Raw genomic sequence first — 14,412 nt, forward strand, 5'->3', positions numbered from 1 at the left:
TAGACTCTTCAGTTTCGTTCAACGAACGATTGCTAGGCCAATACTTTTGGGACGGCGATATAACTGGAATAGTATTATTCATCATCTGACCAGAGGTTAATTTTCTTTTGCATTGGTTTGCCCAATAATTCAGTCATGGTATTTTTGTTACCAATGTGAAGCATAGCGAACAAGTCGTTAAGTTTCTCCAAAACTTGGGTCCCATTCATTGTCTGAATTCGTGTTTCTTGGAGATGATCGACCTTGACGAAAGATCGGTTGCTGATTTTGCCGATGTTTGTATCAAAAAAGTCTTCACCGCCTGCGCTCAACTCCAATCTGTTCAGGATTTTCAGATCCGATGCTTTGTCTTCAAACCATCCAGTGTGAGAATGCCAACTTCTCCCAGAATCAAAAGCTTTTGGGACTATTAATGGACATTTGTTTAGTAGCCCAGATAGTCGATAAGTATCATCCGCAGTAACAAATTTATCGATAACTTGAAATGAGGCTTGAAAAAATTCAACTTCTTTATTTCGAGCAATTATAGAACGACAAGCGGCCAGAATGTAGCCGAGCGCTTTATTCGATATTTTGTCCCAACGTGTGTAACGAGTGCATTCCACAGCGATGTTGTTACCTGAAAACCTGAAAACCCAGATTGAGGAAGCATCGGGCCTTTTGTAGGACAATGAAACTCCGAATTCCTCGTTGGTGTCGACTTGCTGAAATGCCGGCAATTCTTCCTGAAGGGACAAGTATTCCTGAGCTAATTGACCAAGGTCTTCTGGTTTTACCCAGTCACTAAACGATAGCCCAAAAACGACATTTTGGACGGCATGATCGTCGTTTATCGGTGAAAATCCAGACGCTTCTTCTTGGAGGTCTTTTCCAGTTTCACTAGGCATCTATAGACACATCGAATTTCCTCTAGGTCGCATAAAACACTTAAGCCTTTTTCGCACCAATGCAAGAATGGATCGAATTCATATATGCTAACCTAGGTTTGAATTTCTAGGGCTTAAAGGCGTTGGCTTGACTTTCCGCTCTATAAAACCTCTTCCTTCCATATTGCTACCGCCCGACAAACCCCCCTTTCCCAAATCCAACACTTCAGCTAAAGCCCTCCCGAACATCCGAATCCCACCCCCGCCACGGCCCTCAACCGGCTAGGCACTCCCCGCTGCGTGGGCTTCGAAAAAACAAAAAACGAAAGGCCACACTCCACCATGACAACCACCGGCAAAGACTCACTCGGCACCCGCTCGACGATGACCGTCAACGGCACCGACTACAGCTATTATTCGCTCGCGAAAGCGGCGGAAAAGCTCGGCAATATCGACAAGCTGCCTTACACGCTGAAAGTGCTGCTGGAAAATATGCTGCGGTTCGAGGATGGCGGCTTTACCGTCGACGCGAAGGACGCGCAGGCGGTGGTCGACTGGCAGAAGGAAGCGAAAAGCCCGGCGGAAATTCAATATCGTCCGGCCCGCGTGCTGATGCAGGATTTCACCGGCGTTCCCGCCGTGGTCGATCTCGCGGCGATGCGCGACGGGATCAAGGCCCTCGGCGGTAACGCGCAGCAGATCAACCCGCAGGTGCCGGTGCATCTGGTCATCGATCACTCGGTGATGGTCGACGAATTCGGCACACCGCAAGCGTTCGAACATAATGTCGAGCTGGAATATCAGCGCAATATGGAGCGTTACGAATTTCTGAAATGGGGCAGCAAGGCGTTTGACAATTTCTCCGTCGTGCCACCGGGAACCGGCATCTGCCATCAGGTGAACCTGGAAAATATCGCCAAGGCGGTCTGGTCGTCGAAGGATGCCGAGGGCAATATGGTTGCCTATCCCGACACCTGCGTCGGCACCGACAGCCACACGACGATGATCAACGGTCTCGGCGTGCTCGGCTGGGGCGTTGGCGGGATCGAGGCGGAAGCCGCGATGCTCGGCCAGCCGGTCTCGATGCTGATCCCCGAAGTGGTCGGCTTCAAATTGTCCGGCAAGCTGGCCGAGGGCATTACCGCGACCGATCTGGTGCTGACCTGCGTGCAGATGCTGCGCCATGTCGGTGTGGTCGGCAGCTTTGTCGAATTTTACGGCCCCGGCCTGAAGGAACTGTCGCTCGCCGATCGCGCGACGATTGCCAATATGGCGCCGGAATATGGCGCGACCTGCGGCTATTTCCCGATCGACGAAAAGACGCTGGAATATCTCGAACTGACCGGCCGCAGCGCGCAGGATATCGCGCTGACCGAAGCCTACGCGCGGGAGCAGGGCTTCTGGCGCTATGACGAGACCACCAAGGACGCGATCTACACCAAGACGCTGGAACTCGACATCAGCACCGTGGTGCCGTCGCTCTCCGGACCGAAATTGCCGCAGCAGCGCGTGTCGATGGCCGAGCTGGACGAAGAGTTTAACCGCGATCTCAAGAAGGTCTTTGGCGTCGATGACGACGGCAAGCGGGTCGATGTCGACGGCAGCGACCAGGGCTTTGCCCATGGCGATGTCGCGATTGCCGCGATTACCAGCTGTACCAACACCTCCAACCCGACGGTGCTGATCGCCGCCGGTCTGGTCGCGCGCAAGGCGCGGGAACGCGGGCTGCAGCGCAAGCCATGGGTCAAGTCATCGCTGGCACCGGGATCGCAGGTGGTCACCGACTATCTCGACAAGGCGGGCCTGAGCGAGGACTTGAACTATCTCGGCTTCAATCTGGTCGGCTATGGTTGCACCACCTGTATCGGTAACTCGGGGCCTTTGCCGGCGCCGATTTCCAAGGCAATCAACGAGAATGATCTGGTTGCCGCGTCGGTGCTTTCGGGCAACCGCAACTTCGAAGGCCGGGTGTCGCAGGACGTGCGCGCCAACTATCTCGCTTCGCCGCCGCTGGTTGTGGCTTATGCGCTGAAGGGCACGGTCCGCGAGGATATGTATGAAACGCCGATCGGGCAGGGCAAGGACGGCGAGGACGTGTTCCTCAAGGATATCTGGCCGACCAACGCCGAAGTCACCGACATGGTCAACAGCTTCGTCAACCGCGAGATGTTCGAGAGCCGCTACGCCAATGTCTATGACGGCGACGCCCAGTGGCGCGCGATCGACGTCACCGGCGGCGACACCTACCAGTGGCGCGCGGGCTCGACCTATGTTGCCAACCCGCCCTATTTCGAGGGCATGACGATGACGCCGGAGCCGATCAGCGACATCATCGAGGCGAAAACCCTGGCGCTTTTGGGTGACAGCATTACCACCGACCATATCTCGCCAGCCGGCGCGATCAAGGAGGACAGTCCTGCCGGAGAATATCTGAAAAATCATCAGGTTAACAAGGCCGACTTCAACAGCTACGGCTCCCGCCGCGGCAACCACGAAGTCATGATGCGCGGCACATTTGCGAATATTCGTATCAAGAATGAAATGGCCGACGGCAAAGAAGGCGGTTACACCAAGTACAACGGCCAGGTCATGCCAATCTACGACGCCGCAATGAAGCACAAGGCCGACGGCACCCCACTGGTTGTCATCGGTGGCGAGCAATATGGCACCGGCTCGTCGCGCGACTGGGCGGCCAAGGGCACCAACCTGCTCGGCGTCCGCGCTGTCATCGTCGAAAGCTACGAGCGGATCCACCGTTCGAACCTCGTCGGCATGGGCGTCCTGCCACTGCAATTCGGCGAAGGCACCGATCGCGAAATTCTAAGCCTCGACGGTTCGGAAAGCTTCACGATCAAGGGTGTCGCCACGCTGAAACCACTGCAGGAAGTCGAAGTCGAAATGACCCGCGCCGATGGCACGACATCGACCTTCAAGACGATCTGCCGGATCGATACCGCCAATGAAATGGAATATTTCCTCAACGGCGGCATCCTGCAATATGTCCTGCGGAATCTCGCGAAAGGCTAGAACGCCACGCTATATTGTGCATAGTCGGGGCATAGGAGAGAGACCCATGCCCCGACTGCGCGAAATACCCCGGTCAGAGGTGACCGACGACTATGTTCTCGGTCTCTATAATATGCTGTTCGGTGATCGTGATCCGGTGGCGGAACCGGGCACGGCAACCGGCACGCCGGGCAACTGGTGGACCGTGTTCGCGCAGGTCCCCGATGCTTTCAAACATACCAGCGAGGGCTTCGGTTTCTACCGTTCGCCCAATCGCAAGCTCGATCCGAAGCTGCGCGAACTCGGCCAGATCCGCGCCGGCTATGCGGTGGGATCGCAATTTGTCTATTCCCAGCACAGCAAGGCCATGCGCTTCGAGGGCTTTTCCGAAGAGCAGGTCAAAGCCATCCCCGACTGGCAGGTTGCCGACTGTTTCAGCAATGTCGAACGGGCGGTTCTCGCCTATACCGATTGCCTGGTGCTGGAGCGGGGCAGGGTGCCCGACGGCGTTTTCACGGCGCTGAACAAATATCTCGGCGAAGTCGAAATACTCGAGCTCACCTACATCACCTGCACCTATATGATGCACGCTGTGATGAGCCGGGCGCTGAAACTGGAATTCGACGATGTGCCGGAACGGGTTGTCGAAGTGCCCGCTCCCGATGGCGCCACCGCCGATGTCATGGGCATGGTCGACAAACGGAAGGGAGCGAAGCAATGAGCTACCATCATCTCGCCCTCGCGGCGAAGGACATGAAGGCGATCCACGCTTTTTATGAAGGCGTGATGGGCTTTGAACTGGTCAAGGTCGAGATTGCACCGGTCATGGGCGGCGGCTGGGGAAAGCATTTCTTCTACCGGATGGACGGCGACGACAGCCGGTTCATCGCCTTCTGGGAGTTGATGGAAACTCCCGGTGAAGCCGGATATAAATTCGACCTCAACGAGGCAGCCGGAACGCCGCAGGGGACCAACCATTACAGCTTCTCCGTGGATACAGCAGAGCAACTGACCGGCTGGCGCGAAAAATGGAATGCGGCCGGTCTCGACGTGCTGGAGATCGACCATAATTGGTGCCACTCGGTCTACACCCGCGATCCCAATGGCAATATGATCGAATTCTGCCTGACCACGGGTAGCTTCACCGACGAAGATCGCGAGCGCGCCCTGGCAGCGCTGGACGAAACCAAGATGAAACCGTCCCCGCCGCCGGCCATGATGAAACAATGGCTGGCGAAAGACGCCTAGCTGGCAACGTGCAGTTCAGGCTTGGTGACCGGCCGGGCATCATCGGCCTGCAAGCCTCTGAAGATGGTGCTGACCACGATCCTCAGCCGTTCTTCGGTTGCCAGATGCATCATCTGCATCATCAGCTGGGGATTGCAAAAGGGCTGCATCATGGTGTTGACCAGTGATACGACAGCATCGAGCTCCAGCCCTTTGAAATAGCCGCTCTCCATTGCTTCAGCGAGAATCGAGGCCATGTAATGATCGGCCAGATCGACATAGCCCTTGATCACGTCAAAATGCTCGTTTCCCAGTTCCATGTAGGATTCAAACAATTCCGGATCATCTTCATATCGTGCCCGCTTGATAACCACGCGCTTGGCGAAAAACTGATAGAGCTTTTCCTCGACCGGCATGTCGGCGGAAACCAGTTCCTCCATGATGACCAGCAGTTCCGCAAACCATTCTCCTGCCATCGCTTCGGCCAGCGCGTCCTTATTCTCGAAAAAGCGGTAGAGATTGGAAGGCGACATGCCGACCGCTGTCGCGAGGTCGCTCATCGTGAAGCTGATCGCGCCTCGGTCCTGGATCATCCGGTCGGCGGCAGCGATTATTCTCAGGCGCGTTGCTGCGATGTCGGTTTCGGGACGTGGCATGATATGGCTCCCCTCCAGGCTCCTTGGCACGGCATTATGGCCGCTGTGATATATATAGGTGATACAGTTTCGCGATAAAAGACGAAACCGTTCATTTTTCAACTACGCCCGAGGTAATGTTTGTCTATTCGGGATCATTTTTCAGCGCTAAAGCAGTGCTATGACAGACGATAACGTTCAAACCACCAGTCCGGAACAGTCAAAATCAAATCAGGCAGCCGGTCCATTCGCACCGGTTACCGAGAGTGTCAGCTTGTTCCGCCGCTGGTGGCGGATGGTCGTGCGCGCCGATGTCGATCAGCAAACAGTCATCGATAAAGTGCGGGAAGACAGCGGGTTTACGCCCCATTTCGCCTTCATGACCTCGATGTCGGCCGGCATCGCAATCCTTGGTCTATTGCTTTCGTCGCCAGCTGTCGTGATTGGCGCCATGCTCCTCTCGCCACTGATGGGGCCGATAATGGGGGCGGGATTTGCGCTCGCCGTTGGCGATTCTGCCTGGTTGAAAGAGAGCGGAAAGGCGATTGTCCTGGGAACGATAATCTCCATATTGTTCGCCGGATTGGTGGTGACCTTGTCGCCCCTGCAAACCGTCACCGCGGAAATTGCCGCGCGCACACGGCCCAATCTTTTTGATCTGCTGGTCGCGCTTTTCTCTGCCATGGCCGGTGCCTATGCAATGATCCGGGGGCGGATGGGCACTATTGTCGGCGTCGCGATTGCTACGGCTCTGATGCCGCCGCTTGCGGTTGTCGGTTTTGGTCTGGCGACATTCAACTGGGCCGTATTCGGCGGTTCGTTGCTGCTGTTTTTCACCAACCTGATGACGATAGCGTTGACTGCAACGGCTATGGCCTGGCTCTATGGTTTCCGTTCCTATCTTTCCGAACGGCAATCTCAATTTCAAATTGCCGCGATGGTCGTGGTCTTCATAGCGCTTGCTATTCCTCTCGGTCTTTCGCTGCGACAAATAGCCTGGGAAGCCAATGTCTCGCGGTCGGCTAATGGATATATCAAGGATCAGTTCGGGAAACGTTCAAGCGTCTCGCAAATAGAAATAGATTTCGACGCCGATCCGATCGTCATTAATGCTACCGTGTTTACGCCGAAGATCCTGGCAGGGGCCGCTGAACAAAGCTCAAGGGTCCTGAGCAGGACGTTGGGAAAGCCGATCTCCGTCAACCTGGATCAATTCAAGGTGGAAACCGGAGAAGATGCGAATTCAGCCGAGCTTGCCGCTGCGAAAATGCGAGAGCAGGCGCAGGAAGCCGAGATCCAGGTAACCAGATTGCGGGAGAATCTTGCTCTGATCGCCGGGGTTTCGGTGGATGATGTGACGCTGGATACCAGCAAGCGGCGTGCCATGGTCGTCGCAAAACCGCTTTCCGGTGCCTCGCTGGCATCATATTATGCGCTAGAGCAGCGCGTCGCTTCGGGAGCGAAGGGCTGGATCATAAGATTGCAGCCGCCAGCCATCGCCTTGCCGGAATTGATCGTCACCGATGGTGTGCTGGACCCGAAGTCTAACAACAATCTCAATCTGATAATCTGGGCTTACGGACGGATTGGCTTGCCGTTGGGCATGAACGGGGCCGCTGCAGACAGGGCCGTGGTCAAGGAAGCTTTGACAGCCAAAAATGTTGTGATCGCTCAGGAATCCGGGATGGTCACACCAAATGGCGGTGTGAGATTGCGCTGGCTGGCCCCCTCAGAGGGCGTGAGCGCAGAATGATGACTGTTTAGGCGAGGTTCATTTTCAATAGGTTAGCTTATATTCTCGATAGGGGAGACAGACTATGCGGCATTTCATGTTCACCGGACTTTTGTTGGCGAGCGTCGCAACGCCAGCCATCAGCCAGTCCTCACCGGATGAATCGGCCCAGGGTGCCGTCTCGGTTACCATTTACAATAATAACCAGGCACTGGTGCAGGATGTCCGTAATCTGAGCCTGCCCAAGGGCCGCAGCAAGCAGCAATTCCCCGATGTGTCTGCGCAAATCCGTGCGGAAACCGTGACCCTGTCCGGTCCCGGTATCGGCATAGTTGAGCAGAATTTCGATTTTGATCTGCTCACCCCGGCCAAGCTGATGGAAAAGGCTGTGGGACAGACGGTGACCCTGATCCGGACCAATCCGGCAACCGGAGCAGAAACCCGGGTGCGGGCGGAAATACTCGCGGCCAACGGCGGTGTGGTAATGAAAATCGGCAACACGATCGAAGTGCTGCGCGACGACGGTCTGCCGGTGCGAGTGATTTTTGATCGCGTGCCACCCAATCTGAGAGCGCGTCCAACGCTATCGATCACCTTGGAGTCGACGGGCGGGCAGGTGCCGACAACGCTGAGTTACCTGACTCCGGGGCTCGGCTGGAAGGCGGATTATGTGACCCTGTTTGACGATGCCAGGCAGACAATCAATGTCCAGGGCTGGATCACGCTGACCAATAATAGCGGTACCGATTATCGCAATGCCAACACCCTTTTGGTTGCAGGCAGTCCCAACAGCGGCGGCGGCCGGAACAGCTATCCGCAATGGCCGACCGGCACGATTGACAGCGCCGGAACCGAATCCAGTGATCGTGAGCGGCTGGGCGATTATTATCTCTATCCGCTCCCCGAGCGGACCACGATCGCCAATGCCCAGCAGAAGCAGGTCAGTTTTCTCGATGTTACGGCAGCGCCCGCGCGCAAGGTCTACGAATTTACCAATGGCTGGCTGGGTACCCGCGATGCCGCCAGCGCCAATTCGGTGCTGAAATTCTCGACCTCGCGCGCCGGCGGTCTTGGTGACCAGCTGCCGTCCGGGATCATGCGGGTCTATATGCGCGACAAGCGTGGCGATCCGCAATTTATCGGCGAAAGCCAGATCGAGGCGACGCCCATGGGTTCGTCAATGTCGATCCGCACCGGCGAAGCCTTTGACGTGAAGGTCAAGACTGTCGTCGAGGAGCGCACCCGGCGCTCGTCCACTCGCTGGCGGAGCAAAATGCGCTACGAGGTTACCAATGCGCGCCCGGAAGCGGTCACGGTCGACCTCGCGCAGTCCGGACTCTGGGGAGATGTCGGTATCGAGCAGGAAAGCCAGGCAAGCGAACGGGTGTCCGCCGACAAGGTGGAATGGCGGCTTAACGTCCCTGCCAATGGTAGCGTGACGGTGACCGCGACTTTCGACAGCCGTTACTGATCGGGTCGAGCGGTATGACCGTCTCCCGGCTCCTGGCCTTACTGGCATTGGCGTTATGCTCGCCGGCCAGTCCGCTTGCGGCGCAACAGCTTGTCGTCTCCGACGAGCCCACAGATGTGTCGATCACCATCTACCGCGCGCCCGGAAGAGGGGACGGAGCGATTAATGCCAATTGGCCGCAAGGCTATGCGCTGATCACCGAGACCCGGACGGTGCAACTGCCCGCCGGCGACGCGACGGTGCGCTTCGAAGGCGTGTCCGAAGGAATGTTCCCTGAAAGCGCCATGGTGACCGGCTTGCCCAACGGCGTCCGGGAAAAGAACCGCGATGCGCGTCTATTGTCGCCCCAAGGTCTTGTGGACGCCTATCTCAAACGCGAGGTCTCGATCACTCGCACCGACAAAGCGACCGGCGTGTCGCGCACGCAAGATGTGTTCATCACCGCAGGGCCGGCTGGCGGCGTGATTTTCGAGAGCGACGAAGGGTTCGAGGCTCTGCGCTGTACCGGCCTGCCGGAACGGATGACCTTCTCGGAAATCCCTGCGGGTCTGTCTGCCAAACCGACTTTGTCGATTCTGACCACTTCAGAGCAGGCGGTGACCGCCAAGCTGACCCTGACCTATCTGGCTTCCGGTTTTGACTGGCAGGCCAATTATATCGCGACGGTCAAGCAGCGCGAAGCGGGCGAGAAGGCCAAAATGGATCTGTTCGCCTGGCTGACGGTGGCTAATGGCGGCAACCAGAGTTTTGAAAATGCCAATATGATGGTGGTTGCCGGAGAACCCAATCGCGAACGGCGGGCTGATCAGGTGCGTCCAACCGGCGGCGCGCTGATCATCCGCTGCTGGCCGATGCAGCGCACGGATCAGGTTCCCTATAATCCCGGATATATCCTGTCCCGTCCGCCGATGCCTCCGCCCGCTCCGGCGCCGATGATGTACCACGACGAGGGAGCGGAGATCATGGTCACTGCGACGCGACGTAGTGAAAAAATGATGGACATGGCGTCGCCGGTCGCGGTTGTGGTCGCGGAGCAGGAGGATCTTGGCGATCTCAAATTATATCGGGTTCCCGAGCGGGTTGCGGTTAGCGCCAAGGGCCAGAAGCAGGTGGCGATGATCGTCCAGTCCGGCGTCACTTATGAGCGTATCTATGTTGCTAATGCCGGCAATTATAATGAAAATAGCGGTGCGATCAGCTATATTCTGCGAAGCAAAAACGATGCGGAAAACGGACTGGGTGTACCGCTTCCGGCTGGCAGGGTCGCGGTTTTCGAGAATAGTTTTGTCGGGCCGCTACTGGCGGGGGAAGGGGCTTTGCCCGACCGGGCGATAAATAACGAAGTCGAGGTCGAAGTGGGCAGTTCGTCCGACGTGCGCTTGTCGGTGGTCGAGACGCGTCGATCGAAGCGCAAGTCAAGCTGGCAGGCCGTCGTGACCAACGCGCGCGACCATCCGGTCAGCTTTGAAATGGAAATTCCCTATGATATTTCCGGTCGGGTCAAAGCTATCGACGTAATTGACGGTGTTCCCATCTGGCGAGTGACCGTTCCGGCGAATGACGAAGCGAAAATTTCCTACACGATCAAATTGCGCCAATAGCGGCCAGATCATTGTTGCAGATATTTCTGCTTTGATTCTTCCGGAATGATTCTGGGGCGATGGTTCTCGTCGAGAGCCACAAAGGTGAACAATCCGCTGGTGACCGGCACCTGTTCTTCTGCCAGATTGCGCGAAGCGATAACGTCGAGCCGGATCGCGACCGAGGTCCGTCCGATCCGTTCCACCCGGGCATAAACCGAAATCAGATCGCGAGACAGGATCGGTGCGATAAATTCCATCGCCTCGATGGCGACCGTCGCGGTCGATCCGCGCGCCACTCTGGCCGCCATGATCCCGCCGGCGATATCCATTTGCGACAATACCCAGCCACCGAATATATGGCCGTTGTTGTTCAGATCCCTCGGCTGCGGCGCGACACGAAGTACCGGCTGCATTTTGGCCAGTGCGGTCAGATCGTCATTACCCATCGGGAAATATGTCCTTGAAAGCTTTATCATCGATTGATTCGTCATGCCCGGTCCCGCTCGACAGGAAGACCAGTCCCATCAATGCCGCCGTCAGCATCAAGGCAAAGGCTATGCCGCCGGCGGTAGCAATATACATATGTATCGAGACCCAACCGTGGAGATAATAGAGGATCGACAAGGTGACCACGACGCAAAATAACGTGAAGAGCCCCATAGCGCGCATCAACCGCCAATATCGGGACCAGGCGATGCTGGCGTAGAGGGGATCATCAAGGCGGGAAGGTTGGGACAAAGGGGGCTCCGTTGGTTTCCAGTGCATTGGACGCGAATCCTGTTACCATCAAGTCCAATCAATTTCAAAAATATGCTATACGGGTGCAGTAAACAGAATCAGAGGCGAGGAGATGGACGATGACCATTCAAACAATTTTGCAGGGACGCAGCGCCGACATTTATAGTTGTACTGCAGATATGTCGGTTTCACAGGCGGTCGAAATCCTGGCGGAAAAACGCATCGGCGCTCTCCCGGTTCTCGATGGAGAAGGCGTTGTCGGGATTTTTTCCGAACGTGATGTGCTCCATTGCCTGCGGAAATACGGCCACGCCGCCATGGATCATGTGGTGCGCGACGTGATGACATCCGATGTGATTTTCGTCGAACGAACCAAAAGTGTCATGGGCGCGCTGTCATTGATGACCAAGAGGCGGATTCGCCATCTGCCGGTGGTCGAGGATGACAAACTTGTCGGCTTTGTCTCGATTGGCGATCTGGTCAAATACCGGATCGATAAAATCGAAAGCGAAGCGGCGGCGATGCGCGATTATATCCAGTCGGCCTAGGTCCTGTCCTATAGAACGGCTATGTTGTTCTGACTCAGATATTTCAGGCTAATATTGCGCACCGCCGTTGCGCGGTCGGTCGCGTCGGGGAACCGCTCTCGATAGGCCTTGGAGCGGACTTCAAGGCTGAGCGCTGCATGCGTCGGTAGCGCCTTTATGATATCGGCTACAGGCAAGCCTCCTTCACCGGGACAGCTTCGCAAATCTATGGCGTCTTCGAGATAGGCCTCGAAACTGTCGGCGCAGTCGGGATTGCCATCGCAGATTTGCGCATAAGGCAGAAAACATGCTTCCATTTCTTCCAATTTTGCGGGTGCATGGCCCGCCCGCTGGAAATGGAGCGTGTCGATCAGCAAGGCGGCGGCCGGGTGGTCGGCCTTCCGGATAATGTCGAGCGCGCTGTCCATCGACTGCACCGCGGTGATCATCAGAAACTCCAGCGCTACCCGTATGTTGCCCGGAGCTGCCCATGCGCATAATTGATGCAAGGCGTCGGCGGTCCGGCCATGATCCGGTTCGGAGCTTACCACCAGAATATTGGCGGCGCCGAGGTCTATTCCCGCGTCGATGATCCGCTTATGGTCATCGGTCAGCTTTCCACCCTCCGCGATCCATATGACCTCCACGTCCAGCACAGACAGGTCATGGGCCCGGATCGCATCAAGCGTGCGTCGCCGGGTCTCCGCGGTCCATTTCTCCGGCTCGATAGTGAAACCGACATGGCTGAATCCCGCCCGCCCCGCAGCGTCCGCTACGTCTTCCGGTTGAAATTCGGGCAATGTGCCTGCGGCGAGAGATAAAATATGAGCCATTCCGCCAGGATCGGCTTTTCATCGCATCCCGGCAACGGCCATTTTAATGAGGCCGATGGCTCTGGCCTTTGTCCGGCCAGATAGCCCGCCTTGCAGATATTGGACTTATATCGTCCCGGATTCCAATATCGTCGGCCCCGGTTCCGGCGGTTTGCGGCGGACGATCAGCTGGATAACTTCCATCAGTGTCGGTCTGGCCAATATATAGAGCAAACCGAGATAAGCGAGGCCGCCGGTTGCGACCAACAGCGCCAGCCTCAGATAGACAATCATCTCCGGCAGCATCTGGTCGACGAGATAGACAATGGCTGCCATGACGATCGAAGCCGACAGGCCCGGCCACACGGCCTGGCCGATTTCCAGAGCATTGATGCCGATATGCCGATGCGATTGCGAGAAAGTGAAAAGCGTCAGGATCGGGAAGGCGATAACCCATCCCCAGGCGAGACCGTAAACACCATATTGGATAGCGATCAGGAATGTGACCGGCATCAGGACCGCGCCGAACATATTGGTCCGCGCGGTTACTTGCGGACGTCCCAGCGCGTTATTGGCGGGGGTGAACAATATCTGCAACGTCATCACCGGCATTGCCAGCGCGAGGATCGCGACAAAGGGAGACATTTCGTTCCATTTCGGACCGAACAGGGTTTCGACCAGCGGATAGGCGGTAACTGCCATGCCGAGATAGAGAGGGCAGGAGATCAGCATGATCAGCCGGATCGCCTTGAGGAAGGACCATGCCAGGGCGCGGGGGTTGGACTGCAGCCGGGAATAAGCCGGGAAGGCGACTTCGTTCAAGGGCGGCACAAATTTTGCGGCGAAGATCGTCGTCAGGAACAGCGCTTCTGCATAGAGGCCAAGATCATGCGGATCGAGGTGACGGCCGGCGATGAATATGTCGGACTGGCTTTGGATCGTCCAGAACAGGTGGCTGGCCAGCAAGGTGGCGCCAAATCCGAACATCGCTCCGGCGCCTGTGAAATTGAAGGTCGGCAATATATAGAATTTGACCGCTATGACGAGGCAGATCGCCCGGCTCCAGAATATCGCCAGCGGTGCATAGACCAATGTCCAGACGCCATAACCATTATAGGCGCAATATAACGCTGTGGTTGCGCCGACCACTGCCGAGATGAGATTGATGATCGCGGGCTTCTTGAATTCCAGCTCGCGGGTCATCAGCGCTTCGGGCAATACCATGAACGGCGTGGCGAGAAAGATCAGCGCCTGGACCCGCAGCAAATCGGCGATTATCGGTTGCCGGTAATATTCGGCTGCAAAAGAAGCGAGAATCAGCTGGAGTATCGCGATCCCGCCGTTCAGCAACAGCAGCATGCCAAAGGCCTGGCGAATCCGGATCGGTTCGACTTTTTCCGCCTGGATGATCGAACTGGCCAGGCCATATCCGTTCAGGAAACTGAGAAAAACGAGCACCACCTGGGTCATGGCAAATATTCCGTAATCGCCGGGATCAAGGATCCGGACTACGGCCAAAGTCGAACCCCAGGCGATGACCTGTGCCAGGATTTGCGTGCCGGAGCGCCAGAAAACTGCGCTTCTTACGCGGTTTCCGAAGTTGCTATCGTCGTCCAATGAAGTGATTTCCTTCAACAAGTTTAAAGCCCTTGATACCGCCTTATCGCCGGAAACTCCGCTATAGCCTTCAAATACGAATATTTTTGAAACAAAAGTGCAAAAACTATGTTGACGGAATCGGGGCGTCCATCTAGAGGACGTTTCATCAGGACGACGCGGCTCGGAAGGGCCCCACTGTTCTGGTCGTCAAAATTA

The 14,412-nt window shown here is 56.5% G+C and carries 13 protein-coding genes; 7 read left to right on the forward strand and 6 right to left on the reverse strand.

What is annotated here, in order from left to right; all coding sequences use genetic code 11:
- Nucleotides 1-74 precede the first annotated feature (74 nt).
- The gene (locus AACZ86_RS16270; protein ID WP_339694652.1) at nt 75-887 is read right to left on the reverse strand and encodes a hypothetical protein; all 813 of its coding nucleotides are present in this window, start codon (nt 885-887) and stop codon (nt 75-77) included.
- A 321-nt stretch (nt 888-1,208) separates the two neighbouring features.
- Here AACZ86_RS16270 and acnA point away from each other — a divergent pair, with 321 nt between their 5' ends.
- The 3 genes from acnA to AACZ86_RS16285 are packed head-to-tail and all read left to right on the forward strand — an operon-like array spanning nt 1,209 to nt 5,120.
- Nucleotides 1,209-3,893 (forward strand): aconitate hydratase AcnA, encoded by a 2,685-nt coding sequence (gene acnA / locus AACZ86_RS16275; RefSeq protein WP_339694655.1) that lies wholly within the window; start codon nt 1,209-1,211, stop codon nt 3,891-3,893.
- Between the two features lie 46 nt (nt 3,894-3,939).
- Nucleotides 3,940-4,593, forward strand: coding sequence for a carboxymuconolactone decarboxylase family protein (locus AACZ86_RS16280; protein WP_339694658.1), 654 nt, complete (start codon nt 3,940-3,942; stop codon nt 4,591-4,593).
- Nucleotides 4,590-5,120, forward strand: coding sequence for a VOC family protein (locus AACZ86_RS16285; RefSeq protein WP_339694661.1), 531 nt, complete (start codon nt 4,590-4,592; stop codon nt 5,118-5,120). The genes AACZ86_RS16280 and AACZ86_RS16285 overlap by 4 nt, the downstream gene beginning before the upstream one ends.
- Here the strand turns inward: AACZ86_RS16285 and AACZ86_RS16290 are convergent.
- The gene (locus tag AACZ86_RS16290) at nt 5,117-5,755 is read right to left on the reverse strand and encodes a TetR/AcrR family transcriptional regulator (protein WP_339694663.1); all 639 of its coding nucleotides are present in this window, start codon (nt 5,753-5,755) and stop codon (nt 5,117-5,119) included. The genes AACZ86_RS16285 and AACZ86_RS16290 overlap by 4 nt on opposite strands.
- A 160-nt stretch (nt 5,756-5,915) precedes the next feature.
- On the opposite strand from AACZ86_RS16290, the gene AACZ86_RS16295 reads away from it, so the two are divergent.
- From AACZ86_RS16295 to AACZ86_RS16305, 3 genes are all read left to right on the forward strand, one after another.
- A complete protein-coding gene (locus AACZ86_RS16295) occupies nt 5,916-7,487 on the forward strand; it encodes a DUF389 domain-containing protein (protein ID WP_339694666.1) in 1,572 nt (523 codons plus the stop codon).
- A gap of 64 nt (nt 7,488-7,551) precedes the next feature.
- Nucleotides 7,552-8,937 (forward strand): DUF4139 domain-containing protein, encoded by a 1,386-nt coding sequence (locus tag AACZ86_RS16300; protein WP_339694667.1) that lies wholly within the window; start codon nt 7,552-7,554, stop codon nt 8,935-8,937.
- A gap of 14 nt (nt 8,938-8,951) precedes the next feature.
- Nucleotides 8,952-10,538: a hypothetical protein gene (locus AACZ86_RS16305; protein ID WP_339694670.1), complete on the forward strand. Its 1,587-nt coding sequence runs from the start codon at nt 8,952-8,954 to the stop codon at nt 10,536-10,538.
- Between the two features lie 8 nt (nt 10,539-10,546).
- On the opposite strand, the gene AACZ86_RS16310 is transcribed toward AACZ86_RS16305, so the two are convergent.
- Together AACZ86_RS16310 and AACZ86_RS16315 are read right to left on the reverse strand one after the other, a co-directional pair.
- On the reverse strand, nt 10,547-10,966 hold the full coding sequence (locus tag AACZ86_RS16310) for an acyl-CoA thioesterase (RefSeq protein WP_339694673.1): 420 nt from the start codon (nt 10,964-10,966) through the stop codon (nt 10,547-10,549).
- Nucleotides 10,959-11,258, reverse strand: coding sequence for a hypothetical protein (locus AACZ86_RS16315; protein ID WP_339694676.1), 300 nt, complete (start codon nt 11,256-11,258; stop codon nt 10,959-10,961). The genes AACZ86_RS16310 and AACZ86_RS16315 overlap by 8 nt, the downstream gene beginning before the upstream one ends.
- 119 nt (nt 11,259-11,377) lie before the next feature.
- Between AACZ86_RS16315 and AACZ86_RS16320 the strand changes: the two genes are divergently transcribed.
- Complete coding sequence (locus AACZ86_RS16320; protein ID WP_339694679.1) at nt 11,378-11,806, forward strand: CBS domain-containing protein; 429 nt, start codon at nt 11,378-11,380, stop codon at nt 11,804-11,806.
- Between the two features lie 8 nt (nt 11,807-11,814).
- Here AACZ86_RS16320 and AACZ86_RS16325 read toward each other — a convergent pair whose 3' ends face one another.
- Nucleotides 11,815-12,618 carry a TIM barrel protein gene (locus AACZ86_RS16325; RefSeq protein WP_339694682.1) on the reverse strand — a complete coding sequence of 268 codons (804 nt, stop codon included), beginning with the start codon at nt 12,616-12,618 and terminating at the stop codon, nt 11,815-11,817.
- A 105-nt stretch (nt 12,619-12,723) separates the two neighbouring features.
- Entirely contained in the window at nt 12,724-14,214 is a 1,491-nt protein-coding gene (locus AACZ86_RS16330) for a lipopolysaccharide biosynthesis protein (RefSeq protein WP_339694685.1), read from the reverse strand.
- Nucleotides 14,215-14,412: the final 198 nt, after the last annotated feature.

Source organism: uncultured Parasphingorhabdus sp., from assembly GCF_963975735.1.
Lineage (GTDB): Bacteria > Pseudomonadota > Alphaproteobacteria > Sphingomonadales > Sphingomonadaceae > Parasphingorhabdus.

Bases quoted from the DNA above. Each gene is read 5' to 3' on its own strand.
- AACZ86_RS16270 (WP_339694652.1), bottom strand. From the start codon at position 887: ATGCCTAGTGAAACTGGAAAAGACCTCCAAGAAGAAGCGTCTGGATTT.
- acnA (WP_339694655.1), top strand. From the start codon at position 1,209: ATGACAACCACCGGCAAAGACTCACTCGGCACCCGCTCGACGATGACC.
- AACZ86_RS16280 (WP_339694658.1), top strand. From the start codon at position 3,940: ATGCCCCGACTGCGCGAAATACCCCGGTCAGAGGTGACCGACGACTAT.
- AACZ86_RS16285 (WP_339694661.1), top strand. From the start codon at position 4,590: ATGAGCTACCATCATCTCGCCCTCGCGGCGAAGGACATGAAGGCGATC.
- AACZ86_RS16290 (WP_339694663.1), bottom strand. From the start codon at position 5,755: ATGCCACGTCCCGAAACCGACATCGCAGCAACGCGCCTGAGAATAATC.
- AACZ86_RS16295 (WP_339694666.1), top strand. From the start codon at position 5,916: ATGACAGACGATAACGTTCAAACCACCAGTCCGGAACAGTCAAAATCA.
- AACZ86_RS16300 (WP_339694667.1), top strand. From the start codon at position 7,552: ATGCGGCATTTCATGTTCACCGGACTTTTGTTGGCGAGCGTCGCAACG.
- AACZ86_RS16305 (WP_339694670.1), top strand. From the start codon at position 8,952: ATGACCGTCTCCCGGCTCCTGGCCTTACTGGCATTGGCGTTATGCTCG.
- AACZ86_RS16310 (WP_339694673.1), bottom strand. From the start codon at position 10,966: ATGGGTAATGACGATCTGACCGCACTGGCCAAAATGCAGCCGGTACTT.
- AACZ86_RS16320 (WP_339694679.1), top strand. From the start codon at position 11,378: ATGACCATTCAAACAATTTTGCAGGGACGCAGCGCCGACATTTATAGT.
- AACZ86_RS16325 (WP_339694682.1), bottom strand. From the start codon at position 12,618: ATGGCTCATATTTTATCTCTCGCCGCAGGCACATTGCCCGAATTTCAA.